The organism is Microbulbifer maximicatervae (SeqCode) (assembly GCF_056231245.1).
In genome coordinates this window covers 2,251,329-2,266,679 of record NZ_CP174334.1, presented here as the reverse complement: position 1 = coordinate 2,266,679, position 15,351 = coordinate 2,251,329, and the positions used below count along the sequence as shown (strand labels likewise).

14 protein-coding genes are annotated in these 15,351 nt (G+C 48.5%); 2 read left to right on the top strand and 12 right to left on the bottom strand.

All coding sequences use genetic code 11. The annotated features are described in order from the left end of the window. Positions 1–119: 119 nt before the first annotated feature. Positions 120–458: a hypothetical protein gene (locus ACJJIS_RS09830; protein WP_475710143.1), complete on the bottom strand. Its 339-nt coding sequence runs from the start codon at positions 456–458 to the stop codon at positions 120–122. A 239-nt stretch (positions 459–697) separates the two neighbouring features. Between ACJJIS_RS09830 and ACJJIS_RS09825 the strand changes: the two genes are divergently transcribed. Continuing rightward, positions 698–1,606, top strand: coding sequence for an aldo/keto reductase (locus tag ACJJIS_RS09825; protein ID WP_475710142.1), 909 nt, complete (start codon positions 698–700; stop codon positions 1,604–1,606). Positions 1,607–1,747: 141 nt separating this feature from the next. On the opposite strand, the gene ACJJIS_RS09820 is transcribed toward ACJJIS_RS09825, so the two are convergent. Both ACJJIS_RS09820 and ACJJIS_RS09815 read right to left on the bottom strand, forming a co-directional pair. After that, positions 1,748–2,320 carry a hypothetical protein gene (locus tag ACJJIS_RS09820; protein WP_444897213.1) on the bottom strand — a complete coding sequence of 191 codons (573 nt, stop codon included), beginning with the start codon at positions 2,318–2,320 and terminating at the stop codon, positions 1,748–1,750. A 999-nt stretch (positions 2,321–3,319) separates the two neighbouring features. Then, entirely contained in the window at positions 3,320–4,087 is a 768-nt protein-coding gene (locus ACJJIS_RS09815; protein WP_475710141.1) for a S1/P1 nuclease, read from the bottom strand. Positions 4,088–4,378: 291 nt separating this feature from the next. On the opposite strand from ACJJIS_RS09815, the gene ACJJIS_RS09810 reads away from it, so the two are divergent. Next, positions 4,379–7,519 (top strand): TonB-dependent receptor, encoded by a 3,141-nt coding sequence (locus ACJJIS_RS09810; protein WP_475710140.1) that lies wholly within the window; start codon positions 4,379–4,381, stop codon positions 7,517–7,519. A 219-nt stretch (positions 7,520–7,738) separates the two neighbouring features. Here ACJJIS_RS09810 and ACJJIS_RS09805 read toward each other — a convergent pair whose 3' ends face one another. The 9 genes from ACJJIS_RS09805 to gspH all read right to left on the bottom strand — a co-directional run bounded on the left by ACJJIS_RS09805 (position 7,739) and on the right by gspH (position 15,337). Beyond that, positions 7,739–9,952: a response regulator gene (locus ACJJIS_RS09805; RefSeq protein WP_475710139.1), complete on the bottom strand. Its 2,214-nt coding sequence runs from the start codon at positions 9,950–9,952 to the stop codon at positions 7,739–7,741. A 46-nt stretch (positions 9,953–9,998) separates the two neighbouring features. Further along, positions 9,999–10,202: a DUF2788 domain-containing protein gene (locus tag ACJJIS_RS09800; protein WP_282932717.1), complete on the bottom strand. Its 204-nt coding sequence runs from the start codon at positions 10,200–10,202 to the stop codon at positions 9,999–10,001. 109 nt (positions 10,203–10,311) lie between these two features. Then, positions 10,312–10,584, bottom strand: a complete 273-nt coding sequence (locus ACJJIS_RS09795; protein WP_282932716.1) for an acetyltransferase — start codon at positions 10,582–10,584, stop codon at positions 10,312–10,314. 185 nt (positions 10,585–10,769) lie between these two features. Next, positions 10,770–11,258, bottom strand: coding sequence for a type II secretion system protein M (locus tag ACJJIS_RS09790; protein ID WP_413665700.1), 489 nt, complete (start codon positions 11,256–11,258; stop codon positions 10,770–10,772). A 57-nt stretch (positions 11,259–11,315) separates the two neighbouring features. Continuing rightward, positions 11,316–12,659, bottom strand: a complete 1,344-nt coding sequence (gene gspL / locus ACJJIS_RS09785; RefSeq protein WP_475710138.1) for a type II secretion system protein GspL — start codon at positions 12,657–12,659, stop codon at positions 11,316–11,318. 11 nt (positions 12,660–12,670) lie between these two features. Beyond that, complete coding sequence (gene gspK / locus ACJJIS_RS09780; RefSeq protein ID WP_444927724.1) at positions 12,671–13,672, bottom strand: type II secretion system minor pseudopilin GspK; 1,002 nt, start codon at positions 13,670–13,672, stop codon at positions 12,671–12,673. Positions 13,673–13,675: 3 nt separating this feature from the next. Further along, complete coding sequence (locus ACJJIS_RS09775; RefSeq protein ID WP_444927723.1) at positions 13,676–14,404, bottom strand: type II secretion system protein GspJ; 729 nt, start codon at positions 14,402–14,404, stop codon at positions 13,676–13,678. Between the two features lie 5 nt (positions 14,405–14,409). Continuing rightward, a complete protein-coding gene (gene gspI, locus ACJJIS_RS09770) occupies positions 14,410–14,781 on the bottom strand; it encodes a type II secretion system minor pseudopilin GspI (RefSeq protein ID WP_444897205.1) in 372 nt (123 codons plus the stop codon). Beyond that, on the bottom strand, positions 14,771–15,337 hold the full coding sequence (gene gspH, locus ACJJIS_RS09765) for a type II secretion system minor pseudopilin GspH (RefSeq protein ID WP_413665863.1): 567 nt from the start codon (positions 15,335–15,337) through the stop codon (positions 14,771–14,773). Before gspH ends, gspI begins: the two co-directional genes overlap by 11 nt. Positions 15,338–15,351 lie beyond the last annotated feature (14 nt).

The window sequence follows — 15,351 nt, the reverse complement described above, 5'->3', positions numbered from 1 at the left end:
TTTGCGTACCACTTAGAGAACTAAAGCCTATGTACATCTCGAAGTTAAAATCAGCATTTATTACAGAGATAAAATGACTCTTGTTAACAGTAGACAGGCTTTGCAAACATCAAAAGGAGCTATTTATATTTACGAATATATAGCCATAAATAGAAACTGCCGACCAAAGTGCCCAGCGGAACATTTAGTACACTCACTGTTGACAATATTAAAGCTAATTCTTGGGCATACCTTTTATCCAAAAGGACAGCAATGCCAGCAAAGACCCCCAAAATATTCAAAGACACAAACAGTATTATCATCAACCCCATAAGACTGAATATATTGAATGGCATACTCAAAATTGAATTCCCAAAAACTGCGTATAGGAATAACAATATTGCGCTGGATATCAATAACATCAAAATTGAGTAAGTAATTATCAACCAGCCGGAAACTTTTTCCTCGGTACTAACCATGCGGTGCTCCTGTGAAGGTAAAAGCCCAAGCCTCTTTAGTGATCCTCAAAACATCAGGGCATTGAGAAATGACTCTAAAGTTGCTCCGGTTTCAGTTGTCAGCTAGCTCAACGATCAACATGACTCAATGACATTTATGACACCGATGGCGACTTTGGGCTGCCTACCCTTCTACTTTAGGCGTTGAGTATCAACAGGAACAGGAATACCCTAATGCTTTTCGATCAGGTAGGTATTCAGTGGTTAATAGAGTGCTAGCTTCTCCAAAAGGACCAGAACTGTCAGAGTTGGTCCAAGGCTACTGGCGTGTGAGTGATTGGAATTTAAGCCCTCAGGAGCGCCTGACATTCCTAAAGCAACATATAGATAAAGGGGTTACCACCGTAGATCATGCTGATATTTACGGAGATTACTCCTGCGAACAGTTATTCGGCGAGGCCCTTAAGCTGGATAGATCTGTTCGCAATCACATCGAGATTGTCACCAAATGCAATATCAAATTGCTTTCTGAAAAATATCCAAACAGGAAAGTTAAGTACTATGACTCCAGCGCTGAACATATTCAGCACTCGGTTAATAACTCCTTAGCCCATCTCGGTGTAGAGCACATCGACATCCTGCTTCTTCATCGACCTGATGTTTTGATGGATGCAGATGAAATTGCCAGCACATTCGCCGCACTGCAGAAGTCCGGTAAGGTATTACATTTCGGCGTTTCCAACTTTACCTCCCAGCAATTTGATTTGTTGCAGTCCCGCCTGAGTTCACTACTGGTGACAAATCAGGTCGAGATTAATCCTATCAATTTTAGCGCTGCGGAGGATGGAACTCTGGATCAACTGCAGCAATATAGAATTCATCCTATGGCTTGGTCCTGCTTAGCTGGAGGGGAAATTTTTAGTGGATCAAGCACCCAAGCAACACGGTTACGAATCACCCTGGAAGATATCAAGGAGGAAATCGGGGCGACCAGTATTGACCAGGTAATCTATGCGTGGGTACGACGCTTTCCCTCCAAGCCCCTAGCAATTATGGGGTCGGGAAAAATTGAGCGCGTTCAGTCGGCGATAGAAAGCCTGAAACTCAATTTGAGTAGAGAACAGTGGTATAGAATATGGACCGCCTCTAAGGGGATTGAAGTTCCCTAGATCCAGCTTTCAGCCTAACAAATTATTGATTACTTGACTTACGCAAAAAATAATTTATTAAGACTAATCTCTTGCTTAACAATTGGGTGGTGTAACTTTAATTCGGTTACACCACCCATCAACCAGACAAGTATATTTGTTCTACGGCCCCATCTGGCTTGACCACTGCATCAAGCGCCCCTGGGACATATTTTTATTTTTCTCATCCCCATTATTCATAAAAGATGCCAGTTCGGTTACCAGATTTGCCTTTCGCCACTCATAAAGAAAGCTTGCAAGCACATGGAAGGCAGCATCTGAACAGTTGGAAATGACTTGCAGCTGACCATTATTATTCCCTTCCAGGGAACTTAAACGCTCCATCCACTTTCCTGGGGCAAATGCATAATGGTATGAGACTCCGATATTATTGAGGTGGGGCCCGAAACCCTGGGTACCCAAAAGATCTTGCTGCAAAAAATCTCTGAAATTATCATGCTGTGTCTGGCTAACTTGCAGGCCATAATACTGAGCTGTTGGGTCTGCATTCATCCCTGTGTCATCACGCCAACGACCAGCAATAGGCCTCATACTATTGTGACGCCCGCCCACTGAGCCTTTAAATGCATCCCAAGAACTGTTGGGGTCCCAACCTACGATAGTATCGATAACACCATTGTGACCTGATATTAATGCCGTGTGACCATTCCATGTTCTACCCAGAGAACTTTCCACCCCACCATTATTCCACCACTGCGCGTAAAACCTGGAAAAAAGAGAACCGTATGACCTCAAACTGGATACAAAACAAATACCTGCAAAGTATCCTCCACACGCCCTAGGATTAAAACCTCTTCCGCTCATCGCCCACATCCTCCATAACGACTATGAAATTTTTTGCCAAAATTGTTATTTAATATTTTGACAATTCAAGAACTCTTTCAATTCATCGCTAAAGCCACTGAATTATTATTTTTATTACTCAGGACCTAATGAAAATTGACAGACTTTCTATATAACTCGAGATTATTTGATACCAAATCTGGTACTACCGTGTCAACACGGGAAATATTTCAAGCTGAAGAGAAGGGGTAACTGAGAGGCAAAGTAAAATAGGAGTCATGTATCCTCTAAAATTTATCAGAGAATCGCAAACAACCCAATGGGTCCACAATAAAACTCAAGATATGAAAGGATATAAAGCAGTTATTAGATATTATTTGCTTATTACCAAGTATAGTTGAATCATGAAAATTATTAGGAAATTACAAAACAACGACCATAAGAGAACTCACATACTAAAAACTCCCGCATAAAGGATTCCTTTTATAGGCATACCTGTACAAGGAAGACTCAAAAGGCTGAGGGGAAGCTACTCTAAAGATCCTTTCTCTCATCCACAATCGCCTTTAACTTTCCCTCTCCAGCCTGCTCAATCGCATTACTCACGAGCTACTTGAGCTAAAGATTTCTCCCCCCCTACTAACTTGAGCAAACATTTAAATGGGGATAATGATTGCAAATTTTAGCCATCTTTCGAAATAGATAACTTTACATATCTACAGTTCTAGGCAATTACCGACTGCTTATCGGACAAATTGATGACATTCCAATTAATTAACCAATAGACATCGAGAGAACAAAGATCAAAGAGGATAATTCGACTGATTTTGAAACTTCAATTTTGGCTCACCACATCAATGGCGTAGAGTGAGGCGAGCCCCAAGAAAGAATTTACTTATTAGCCACATCGATCGCAGGGTTACCAAGTGCACTGTTTAGAACAGAGGCCAGGCGAACTCCCCCCTGCTGCAAACGCTTTTCAAGGGAGTCCTGACAGCGCAGAAAGTACTTTTCCCCAAGTTGTGTTTCGCTGGTATAGGCGAGACCATGGGCTAAGTGATGAGACTCCCGGGCCCAAACTTCGGCCGAGGTAGACTGCCAGATCTGCCTCTCAGCCGCACTAATTTTATCCATTTGCTCCTGAGCATAATCTTGCCAGTCTAAAAACAAACGGGCGACCATATGGATGTCCCAGAGCGCGTGTAAATTCGTTTCGACCCCATAGAATTGGACTTCCACATCATTACCCCCTTTATCTGAAAATAATCCGGTATGTAATGGCTGATGAAGGTCGCCAACAAAGTGGGCAATAAACATCAGTGCTTCTGCACGCTCCGTCTTGGTGCGCGAGCGATCGGCCAATACTTCCTGATATCTTTGAATCGCCTTCAATATACAACCCGCAGGTGGGCAGTCCCTCGCCTCATCATAAGTACTCCAGTCTCGAGACAAGTTTATATAGTGAAGCGGCGCAGCCCAGTTATAAGTCTCATCAGACCTAATTCGATCAGCCCAAGTTGTGGATTCAGCTAGGTGCGGCTCACCGACTTCATCAAGGAGCAACTCTATTTCGGCGGCTACCTCCGGGTCCAGGTAATGCCATGCAATTTCTCCAACGACCCTGTGACCATCATCTCCCCAAGCGTGTGCTTGTGTCATAGCTGTGAGTCCGAATAGTGCAACCGCTATACGGGAAATTATCAATCGTATGCTCATTGGGCATGTCCGCCAGAGTGAATTTGCTGCGTACTTTAACGCCAGTATGTGACAAGTTCACGGCTGTAATAATTTATTTATATGTGCACTACATAATCGCTTCAGCTCTTAGACAGTACCCAATAAAAATCACATAACAGTCTCCACTGGAACTTGGAACCTAAGTTGCAAGAGCAAAACTCGATAATTACTTGGGCCACTTGAGTTGGCAATTCTTTAGACCAGGAAAACGCTATGAAACCTTCTCTGTTCCCGCGCGTATTGTTATCCGCGGCGATTATCTCTGCAGCTAGTATGGCGCAGGTATCTTATGCACAAGAAACCGCAGCGGGTATCCGCGGATCTATTACCGGTAGCAATGGGCAAACAATTAGCGATGCCAAGGTAACGGTAGTTCACACCCCCTCTAACAGTCGTCGGGTTGTAGAGGTGAGCGATTCCGGCCAGTTCAACCTAAGTGGCTTACGTGTAGGTGGACCTTACACTGTAACTATAGAGTCAGGCGAAGGTAATCGGGTATTAGAAAATATCTACCTGTCTGTAGGCGATACCCTGCCGCTAACCTTAACTTTAGACAACTCCAACCTGGAAGAAGTGAGCGTAATTGGCCAAGCCATAACCAATTCTCGCTTGGCTGTCGGCCCCTCTTCTCACTTTAATAGTGATGATCTGGCGAGCGCGCCTTCTGTAAACCGCGATATTAAAGACCTTGTTCGACTAGACCCACGCGTCTATATCGATGAAGCCAGTGACGACTCCATTAAATGCACTGGTGCAAACTCACGCTTCAACAGCCTGACTGTTGATGGCGTTCGCATGAATGATAACTTCGGCCTGAACGGATGGGGCTACCCGACAGAGCGTATGCCTTTCTCATACGACGCCATTGACCAGGTTGCCGTAGAACTTGCACCTTTTGATGTTCAGTATGGTGGGTTTAGCGCATGTAATATCAATGCTGTTACCAAGTCCGGCACCAACGAATGGCACGGCTCTTTCTTCTATGATTATACTGATGACGGATTCCGCGGTGACTCCTTAGAAGGAGAAGACATCGACACAGGCAGTTTTGATGAGAAGCGTTACAATGCTGCGCTGGGCGGTGCCATTATTGAAGACAAGCTGTTTTTCTTTGCTGCCTACGAAAAACTGGAAGGTGTAGCCAACTTCTACCGCGGCCCTGCTGGCAGCGGCGCAGCCACCGAAGTCCAGGGTGTTTCTCAGGAGCAGGTGAATGAAATTACTCGTATCGCCAATGAAGTTTACGACTACAATCCCGGCAGCCTTCCGTCCGGTATCCCAGAGGAAGACGAAAAACTGTTAGTCAAACTTGACTGGAATATAAATGATAATCACCGCGCCTCTCTTACTTACAACTACAATGATGGTTTCTCTATCGCAGAATCTGACGGCGATCCCGACGAACTGGAATTGTCCAACCACTATTACGAGCGCGGTGCTGAGCTGAACTCCTACGTCGTGCAAATGTTCTCTGACTGGAGTGACATCTTCTCGACTGAAATGAAGCTCGGTTATTCTGAATTAGATAATCGTCAACTTTCTCTCGGCGGCACTGACTTCGGTGAAGTTCAGATTACCACTTACAATGACCACGATAATAATGGTAGCGATTCACGTGCCACTGTTTACCTCGGTGCAGATGACTCTCGACATGCGAACAAGCTGAGCTACGATAACCTGACCTTCAAGCTAGCGGGCAAGCTCCTTCTGGGGGAGCACAACCTGACTGCCGGCTACGAGCATGAAAACTTCGATGTATACAACCTGTTTATTCAGGAAGCTGCCGGTGAGTATCGCTTCAGTAGTGTAGAAGACTTTGAAGCCGGCACCCCAAGCCGTATCACCTACGAAAATGCGACCGGTACCAATAATATTCTGGATGCTGCTGCAGAGTTCGCCTACGACATTGATACTTTATATGTTCAAGACGAATACACTTTTGCAGACGTGGACCTTACCGTTGTAGCTGGCTTGCGCTATGACCGCTATAGCAGTGATGATAAGCCTGTGGAAAACTCTGATATCACCGCTGCCTACGGCTTCTCTAACCAGCACACCATGGATGGTCTGGACCTGTTGCAACCGCGCTTGGGTCTAAGCTGGAACGTCGATGACAACCTAGAGGTTCACGGTGGTGTCGGCCTCTACTCTGGCGGCAACCCCAACGTTTGGATCTCCAACAATTATTCCAATAACGGTGTAATACAGATCGAAGCTCAGGATAGATCTGGCACCTCCCTGTTTGGTATGGATTGGACTGGCAATGGTAATCCTATCTACGATATCCCCCAGTCCCTCTATGATCAGGTTGCCAGCGGTGATGGTTACCTGGGCGGCGTAAACCTGATGGATCCGGATTTCGAAGTCCCATCTGTCTGGAAGTATGCAATTGGTGCTAGCTACGAATTCGAGTCTGGCTACTTGCTGTCTGCAGATTACCTGTACACTGACTACCAGGATGCTGCAATCATTCAAGATATCTCGCTTGAGCAAGTTGGCACTACCTTGGATGGCCGCGCCATCTATGATAGCTCCAATGACCGTAGCGGAGACTTTATGCTTACCAACGTGGACGGGGACTCTGGTTTCTCCAGCGTGTTCTCCCTTGGACTGAGCAAGTCTTTCGACTTTGGACTGAATGTAGCAGTTGGTTACGCTTTCACTGAAGCTGAAGACGTCAACCCGATGACCAGCTCTGTGGCCTACTCCAACTACACCACTATCGCGACTACCGACGCGCAAGATCCAGGTACAGCCACTTCCAACTATGTAGTACCTCACCGCTTTACTCTCAAGCTTGATTACGCCCAAGAGTTTTTTGCCGGTTACGAAACGCGCTTCACCCTGTTCGGTAGCGCCAACGAAGGCTTACCCTATAACTATACATTTGCCGGTAGTAACTTAACTGGTGTTGCGGGTTATGATAACGCGCTGCTCTACGTCCCAACCGGAATAGATGATCCCAATGTAGTGTTCGGGGATGACTTTGATACTGATGCATTTTTTGCATGGGTTGAATCAGAAGATCTGGACAGCGGCACCATGGAGCGCAACTCTCTGAATAGCGACTGGTGGACCAAGTTCGACCTGCGTATCGATCAGGAGCTGCCAGGTTGGCGTGCTGAAGATCGCGTAAATGCATACTTTGTTATCGAGAACCTGGGCAACCTGCTAAATGATGAGTGGGGCGTAATGTATCAAACCGACTTCCCACGCCATCAGCCTGCAGTTGCAGCCAGTGTTGATGATCAGGGCCGTTACGTATTTGGAGAATTTGTGGAACCCTCCGGCCAAACTCGCGTTGCTGATGCTTCTCTCTGGAGTGCCCGTATGGGTATTCGTTACGAGTTCTAATCCCACCTTTCCCCGTAAGGCCGCATTGTTTACTGCGGCCTTTTTTGTTTCGCCTTTCCAGAAACCGGTTCTCTCTTCAATAGCTGCCGAGATAATTACTTTTCTGGAGCTAAACTTCTTCACCTCAAAAGCAGTAAGGCGTAAAGGTTGAGCGATTGGAAATAAAAAAGCCGCATTTACTTACAGCTTTTTACTCAGCATTAAGGCAAGCTCTGTAAGCTAAGCACTACCCAGCCAACGCGCCAAGGTTTCCCGAAGAAGATCCTTGCTCAGAGGCTTAGTCAGAAAATCATCCATACCTGCTGCCAGGCAACGGCCCTCAAATTGCTCTTCAGTAGTACTGGTTACAGCAACAATAGGCAGGCGATCATCCGGGCGGTGCTCGGACTCCCAGCGACGCAGTATCTCGATAATCTGCGCACTGTGATCTGTATTTTGCTGGCAATCCACTAACACCAAATCATAATGGCCTTCAGACAAGCGAACTAATGCATCATCCGCATCTACTGCTATATCTACCTGGTAACCCAGGGCCTGAAGCATCTCCTCAGTCACCCACTGATGAGGCCTGGACTCCTCAACCAAGAGCAATGAGTAGTGGCGCGGCTGATCCGCCCCACCGGTAACCACTCTTCGACAGCTTCTTTTCGCACCGCCAAACAGTAATCCCACTAACGCATCGTGCAGTTCTTTACGGGTCACCGGTCGACTCAGATACTGTGCCGATGGTAAGAGTTGCTGCAAATGAGTGAACTCACTTTTCTGGCCAAAGCCGCCCAGGCATACCAGGCGACTCTCTTTATTCTTTGCCCCTTGGGACTCTTCAAAGAAAGGCGTAATGGAGTCGAAAAGAGTCGAATCCCCCATTGCCGGTACCATCATTACCAATTGGTTGCGCTCTACCGCTTGGCGCAGCAACTGCTGGACTTCGCACTCGCAACCTTCGCACCAGCGGATGGACTTTACATCCATCCCAAAAGAACGCAGCACCTGCACCAGACCTGAAATAAACAGGCCTTTCTGATGAATTAACAAGACTTCAATATCCTGTAACTTTCTGTCCGGTGTGAGGTAGGTTCGCTGGTTTGGCTCGGTGGAATACTTGATCACCACCTGATAGCGGTTGCCGTCTGGGGTTGAATGCAGTTGAAGGTAACCGCCCATTGCTTCGGCTAGGCCTTTAGCAATCGAGAGTCCGAGACCTGTAGTTACCTGGGTGGTATCCATACGGGAGAAGGCACCGAAAAGTTCGCTCTCGTCCGGCAATATCTCACCGCGCCCATCATCCATCAAAGTGATCGAGAGCTGCCCCTCTACCGTGGTGATCGGGTTATAAGATACCTCACCCCACAGCTCGCCTCTTTGGGCAATGCCAGTAGCGGAGTCCACCAGATTGCGAATCAGCTGGGCCGTTTTGCGATTATCCCCTGTCACCATCACCGGGAGATTGTCATCAATCTGGAAGTTAAATTCTAACTCCTGGCTGTGGGCCGCCCTCGCTGCAAACTTGAATGATTTTTCTACAGTCTTGACCAGGTTAAAGGGGCCCTGACGCAACCGAATATCTTTGCGAGCCACCCGGGTAAACAAGCCCACATTATCAACCAGTTTGAGTTGCTGGCTACTGGCAACCTTGGCCAGCTCTACCCATTCGCGCTGACGGTCACTCAATGGCTCAGCTTCCAGCAGCGCTAAGGCACCAAGGGAGTCAGACAGCTGACTGCGGAATTCCTGTCCGATATTAACTATGAACTCATTGGTCAGTTCAACAGCAGCTTCGGAATGCTTGCGTGCTGCTGCTAGACTGCTTGCTCTCTGTTGCAGCTCCTGCATCGCAGACAGACGCTCCCAATAGTTCTCCGATTCGCGACGGCCCTGGTGGGCAGTCAGCCAAATAAAAGCGAGGGTGAGAGTTCCGTAGATGGTCCCCAGGATCATGCCTGAGAACAGTGCCATTAGCGCTGCTGGCAGTAGCGAGGTTGCGGTGAACCAAGTCAGAAAACGATGGTAGGGAGAAAATACGGTGGTGACACTGGAGCAAAAGATTACCGAATAGATCCACAGGAAGTGGGTCTCAGGCGCAAACCCCATTAAATAGACAAAGTAAAATAAGGTAATGCCCCACCAGGCTGAGCCGATAATCGAGAACAGAAAGTAACGATTGCGCCAACGATTTGGTCCCGAGCCATACAGGTGGTCGAAGCGAAAAACGTAGTAGCCCCTAATCAGGGTTAGTACTACCAGGCCGATTCCCATTGTTAATAACAGGCGCGGAGCTTCTAGGCGCATGTCGCCAATAGAGGCTGCGATTAGAAATGCAAAAAGGGAGAGCACCATGCCGCGCCGGGTATATTTGGCTATACGCATATCAGTTGCGCGGCAAATACGTCTGTCTTTTTGAACCTTGAGTTCAGGGCGATCAAATATAGACATTGCGACCTTCCCTGAGAGACTGGGTATCCGGTGCCATTGAAGCTCCCTAGCCTATCCCGAGTACTTCAACCAAAACGGTCTTTATTAGAAATCCCAGCAATCCAAGCCCCAGAGCGAGGAACAGAATAAATGTCCCAAATCTACCAGCCTTGGAGTCTTTTGCCAGGTTCCAAACAATAAACACCATAAATAGAATTAGTGCACCGATTCCCAACCACAGGGAATACTCTTCAAACTGCTCAAATGTCATGCGTGCATTCGCTTAAAAAATTGGCGCGCATTGTACAGTGCTTAAGGGCAACTGGTAAGTCATTGGCAAAATCTAGTCGACCACCGTACCATTTGGTAAAACTATAAATTCAAGCACCCTGATAGTAGTCACCATCCTCTGAAGCGTGAGTGCCGCAACGAAGCCTGCGAACCTCTTTATCCCGGTAGCGGCTGTCATGCCAGCATCTAGGAAGTGGCTCACCAGAGAGGAAGCATAAGTCAGTTTTATCGAAGACTTCTGGGTCCTGAATCTCTTCACCCCACAAATAACGGCCTACCACAGTCAGCTCGTAGGGATTCGAAAGTGTGACGATATCAGCCACTTCTACCAAATGCTTGGTGGATATGTCTTTAAAAAGCATAGTGGCACCTTTTTCCTCGTTACTAATCCAGTATAGGGCTAAAGATGACATTTCCGCCTAAAACCACCCTACTTCTGTGGGAGGCTGCACGAATGGGGGCGTCGATATTCGAGTGTACTTAAGAGGTGGTTACTGAGGAGAAGCAGGCCCGAGTTCTATATTCGAGCCTGTCAGTAGGGAGGTTACTAGCCTTCGATCGTCAATCGAGCAGAGACCATACCTTCATCCGCAAGGGCATCTAGATTAATCGTGCGAACAGCCATTTTCTCCTGCATCAGGCGATTCAACCAGGGTTGCAAATCCTGATAACGGACTTCTTCAATCCACAATCGGATGCGGTTTTCACCCTCAGGCTCAAAGCGCTTAATCACAATCTGGTTTTGTTTGGCCGCACCAGTAACGCGCTGCAAAAGAGTACCTGAAGCACCGCCAGCACCACCACCTGCGGGCTTTATTCGCTCCAGCGTCGGGCGCTGGCCCTCCATCCAGTTAACCAGCTCACGATTTTCTTCCGCTCGCAAGCGGGACTCATCAAAGAAGCCCTTTGCCGGGGAGTACAGGCCATAAACAATAAAAATTACGGCTCCGAATATACTCAACAAACCCAAGGCTCTCTGGTCATTGGGCGGAAGTGCCTGCCATTTTTGGCGCCACTGTTCGATCTGTTCTTTCATTATATTGCTACCACCAATCTCTTCTTACGCTTGGCTGCTTTATATAAACCGCTGGCTCTAACGTAAGCGAATACGGCCTGAAACGCCTTTTTTCAACTCGTTCGCACCTAACAGGTCCGCCTTGATCCCGCCGCCAGATAGCTTGCTGACAAATGCATCGAGATCAGACAGGTTTTCTGCCTGAAGCTGCAACACCATTTCTCCACGCTGGCCATCAAAACGAAGGGACTGTAATTTTAATGCGCCCCCTTTGTGAGCAATCCAGACTTTGCTCAACTGCTGCATCTGGGTAGAGAAAGCACCACCCTGATTACCCGCGCCTTTCAGGAAACCTTCAAGCTGTCGGCGCATCTGGGCAGACGGTCGAGTATTCGGGAACAATTCCGTAAACATCGCCCGGGCCTGCTCTTCAGACTGGCTGCCCTTCCACTGATAAAAAGCACCGGCACCAACGAAAAACAGTAGCTGGATAACAAAACAAGCGGCAGCAACTTTAGCCGGGCGTATCCACCAAGCCGCAGCGCTCTTATTACTCGATAACTGATAATCTCCAGTTAGCAAGTTTGTTAGCAGCCCCAGCTTGAACCGTTCAATAAAGACTTCTTCCGCTGAGCGCTGGTTCAGCTGTAAGCCATCGCCAAACTGGGATTCCAACTCAGCAATCAGCAACCCATCCTGCTCGCCAGCCCCCAGCAGTACTACCTGTTTGTTATCGATCGGCTTACCGCTTTCAGAATCATCTTCGCCTTCGGATTCATCACCTTCATCAACTAATAGCGAACCGAGAAGAGGTTGTAAAAAATCGCGATTAACAGTTAGACCCTGCCCGGCACCTTTCCAGATATGCGCTTGGCCGCCATCCAGCCACAGGCGAATGTCACCTTCGATCAAGCTAAGTAATTCATACTCCGGCACTACAGCAGCCAGCGGCCACTGGAGCCGCTCCAACTGGGAGTGAAGCGCTTCTATTTTTTCAACATCAATGGCGTATACGCTGCAGAGATCACCGGTGCGGGGTCTGCAGGCAAAGTGTAAGTCCTCGACATCCTGGGCTAAGTGCTCCTCAACCATATAGCCAATAGCACTAGCCTGGCGACGAGCTGCCTTAGGTATAGTTTCGAGACCGCTCCATACCCAGTTACCAGGCACCATCAGTAGCGCTTTGGCGTCATCAGGAAGGTTGAGCTGAGGGAATTCTGGCTGCTCTTCGACAGTTTCAAATTCGGGATTAAATGCCAGAGAAAATTCTGAGTCCAAGGCTACTTGTTGCCAATTACCCTCTTGCCACTGATGCAGGCGCAGAGTCAGGTCAGCAGTTTCGCTCAACCGCAGCAGAACCAGAGACGTCTGAGGAGGCGCTGTAGGGGCTTCAATCTCGTTAATGCTTTTCTTTTTAAACATACAATTTCTAACTATTCGCTCTCTTCAGTGCTTTCGTACTCGAGCAACTCCTGCATCATTTGACCAGAAAAGGCCCGGCGCTGGCGCTGGCGCACCCGAACCTTGCCATCTGTACTATTCCGAACCAGGGCGGACTCCCAATACTGCCTGTATTCGCCATCGCTTCCGAGTTGGACAGCAATTCGCGCCAGAAAGTGCTGGCTTTGAAAAGTAAAAGGCCCCGAGTTAGCGATTTCATAATCTGCATATTCACTCGAGTCACTGATATAACCGCCCGACTCGCGAAGTTGCACCAACTTGGAAACACTTGCGGAAGGCTCAATCGCCTCGATTAACTCCTCAGAAGCCGTGTTGATATTCACCAGGGTTCCTGTCTCCGGGAGGGCACAAAGGAAAGGCACAAGTTTCTCCCAGTCCTCTAATTCCATATCTACTACCGATGACAACTCAGTAATATCAGTGATCATCATGTCCGGTGTTCTGTGGGCAAGTTCCCTTCCCAGGTAGCCGTCATCCTCTGTCCCCGAGGTTCGCGGGGTATCGCCATCGTCCACCCAATCTGCAATTGACTTGGCCAGGTCAGACTTGCCGGTAACATTATTCACCAGGCGCTGGAAGATCTCGAATTGATCACTATCGCTGCTATCAGACAAATTATTCACGTTAAAACATGAATGTAAGTCTTTGATATTCATGCGAATTTTGCCATTATCAGGATTGAACTGCAGAACTGGGAATGCCCAGGCCTCCAAGGCATGGTCTGCGGTTTCCTCCTCTTCCTGGTCTTCCTCGAAATCCTCCAACAGCGCTACCCGTGTCCAGGCCTCAGCCGCTTCAACAAACTCTGCCAACTGTGTGTTGGCCAACAGTGCACCGCTGCGGGAAATCGCAATCTGATCGCGCAAGATAGCGTGGGATACCGCCGCGATGGCAATCACCATCACCAGCAGTACAACAATCAGAGCCACCCCTTTTTGACGAGCCAGCGACCTCGGCATTTTTCTACCTTTCATCGCCTAACGCCCGTCATCATCATCGTCGTCAGCAGAGGAACTGTCTTCCGCTGCCAGTATCTGGAAGACACGACGGACCTCCCCGTACTGCCGGGTGACAATAACAAATTCAATAGCTTGCGGAAGCCGTATATCCGCTTCTGTTTGGGAACCGTCCGAGCTGATCGGTGGCCACTGGGCAACCCAGGCATCAGTGTCTGGGTCCAGGTATTGAAGACTTAAACTTTCGACTCCCATTAGCAGAGGCTCGGCGATGGGCGCAGAATCGGGAGACCGATCCAAGACCTGCCAGCGACTGCGCAGTAATAACCCACCTATATCGTCCTCGCCCCCCCGGCCAGTGCCGGTGGTCAGGGAGTCGATCTCAAGATCCTCGGCGTATCCGATGCTATAACTCAAACGCAATAGCTCGCCCCGAGGTTCCCCGGTGAGATTTGCCGCACCAAGGCGCGTAAATTCCAACTCATCTTCATCACCACGTAACGCATGCTCATAACCGCTGTAGGCATTCTTAACAGCGCGGGCAGTTACCTGGCGAAAATCATTGTCTATACGGTACATCGCCATAGAAAAGCGACGTAGCTGCTCGGCCCTCTGGTCCACCATCTCTTCCGTGTCAAAAAAGAGTCCCAACAGCGAAAAGGAACCGACACTGATAATGGCGACAAGAACTAAAACTATGAGGACTTCAATGAGGGTAAAGCCCGACTGGCTGGAAAGGCGCAAAGACATATCAGTTACTCCTCAGCAGCCCAAGCATCCAGGGTCAGAGTTGGGTACTCAGCATCCAGGTGGCCTACTTCAATAATGATATGGCGCAAGCGCTCATTACTGGTGGCCTCCACTCGGGCACTAACCTCCCACTCCCTTTGCCCCAAGACCACCTGATCTGTTTGTTCCCCTAAAGGAGGCCAAGGAGTTTGCACGCGGACTTGGGAGAGCACTTGTTGGGCAACCCAGTTTGCCGAGAGACGATCCTCCATCACCCGCTGCTGGCCAACACTGCGCTGCATTGCCTTCAGAACACTGGCGGCAATAACCCCAAAAATAACCAGGGCTATCAAGACTTCTACCAATGTAAAACCGCGCTGGGCTCTCTTAAAATTCATCGGCCTGCCACTCTAGCTGCAATCCGTTCAGGCTGGTGTAAGAAATAGTCGCACCTCGAACGTCGTCGCCATTCTCAACAAGGTACATGGCAACTTCTACGGGAAGTACCTCTCCACTGGAGAGAGCAACAAATTGCGGAACGACTCGATCTTCATTGGTCTCTTCTGCAAATTCCGTGGATTCTGTCGACGGCAGCTCCGCCTCAGTTATCACTTCAAGGCGAACGATTTCCGGCAATTCATGGGTGGCAAAACGCGCAGCACGCCTCCCCGACGCAACCGAATCTATCGGCAACCAGGTCATTGTTTCTTGCTCAAAATGCACCACGCTATAAGTGCCCTGTTCAAAAACAACGCCGTAATGCATTTTGTCAATCAGGGCTCGATCCGCAACCAACTGCAAAAGGGCCGACAAGCGCTGGGCTTCTTTTTGCCACACGCGCCCGCCGGAATTCCCCATCGATAGAGTCGCCATGCCAGCCAGAGAGGCGATGATGACAATCACTACCAACAGTTCGATCAGCGTAAAGCCACGGCTTCGACCAATGCTATACATCAAGTGCAAATTTC

What these genes read in the sequence shown, in the direction of transcription:
- ACJJIS_RS09815 (WP_475710141.1), bottom strand. Translation starts at nt 4,087, where the DNA reads ATGACACAAGCACACGCTTGGGGAGATGATGGTCACAGGGTCGTTGGA.
- ACJJIS_RS09810 (WP_475710140.1), top strand. Translation starts at nt 4,379, where the DNA reads ATGAAACCTTCTCTGTTCCCGCGCGTATTGTTATCCGCGGCGATTATC.
- ACJJIS_RS09775 (WP_444927723.1), bottom strand. Translation starts at nt 14,404, where the DNA reads ATGTCTTTGCGCCTTTCCAGCCAGTCGGGCTTTACCCTCATTGAAGTC.
- gspL (WP_475710138.1), bottom strand. Translation starts at nt 12,659, where the DNA reads ATGTTTAAAAAGAAAAGCATTAACGAGATTGAAGCCCCTACAGCGCCT.
- ACJJIS_RS09800 (WP_282932717.1), bottom strand. Translation starts at nt 10,202, where the DNA reads ATGACATTTGAGCAGTTTGAAGAGTATTCCCTGTGGTTGGGAATCGGT.
- ACJJIS_RS09795 (WP_282932716.1), bottom strand. Translation starts at nt 10,584, where the DNA reads ATGCTTTTTAAAGACATATCCACCAAGCATTTGGTAGAAGTGGCTGAT.
- ACJJIS_RS09830 (WP_475710143.1), bottom strand. Translation starts at nt 458, where the DNA reads ATGGTTAGTACCGAGGAAAAAGTTTCCGGCTGGTTGATAATTACTTAC.
- gspI (WP_444897205.1), bottom strand. Translation starts at nt 14,781, where the DNA reads ATGAATTTTAAGAGAGCCCAGCGCGGTTTTACATTGGTAGAAGTCTTG.
- ACJJIS_RS09790 (WP_413665700.1), bottom strand. Translation starts at nt 11,258, where the DNA reads ATGAAAGAACAGATCGAACAGTGGCGCCAAAAATGGCAGGCACTTCCG.
- ACJJIS_RS09805 (WP_475710139.1), bottom strand. Translation starts at nt 9,952, where the DNA reads ATGTCTATATTTGATCGCCCTGAACTCAAGGTTCAAAAAGACAGACGT.
- gspK (WP_444927724.1), bottom strand. Translation starts at nt 13,672, where the DNA reads ATGAAAGGTAGAAAAATGCCGAGGTCGCTGGCTCGTCAAAAAGGGGTG.
- gspH (WP_413665863.1), bottom strand. Translation starts at nt 15,337, where the DNA reads ATGTATAGCATTGGTCGAAGCCGTGGCTTTACGCTGATCGAACTGTTG.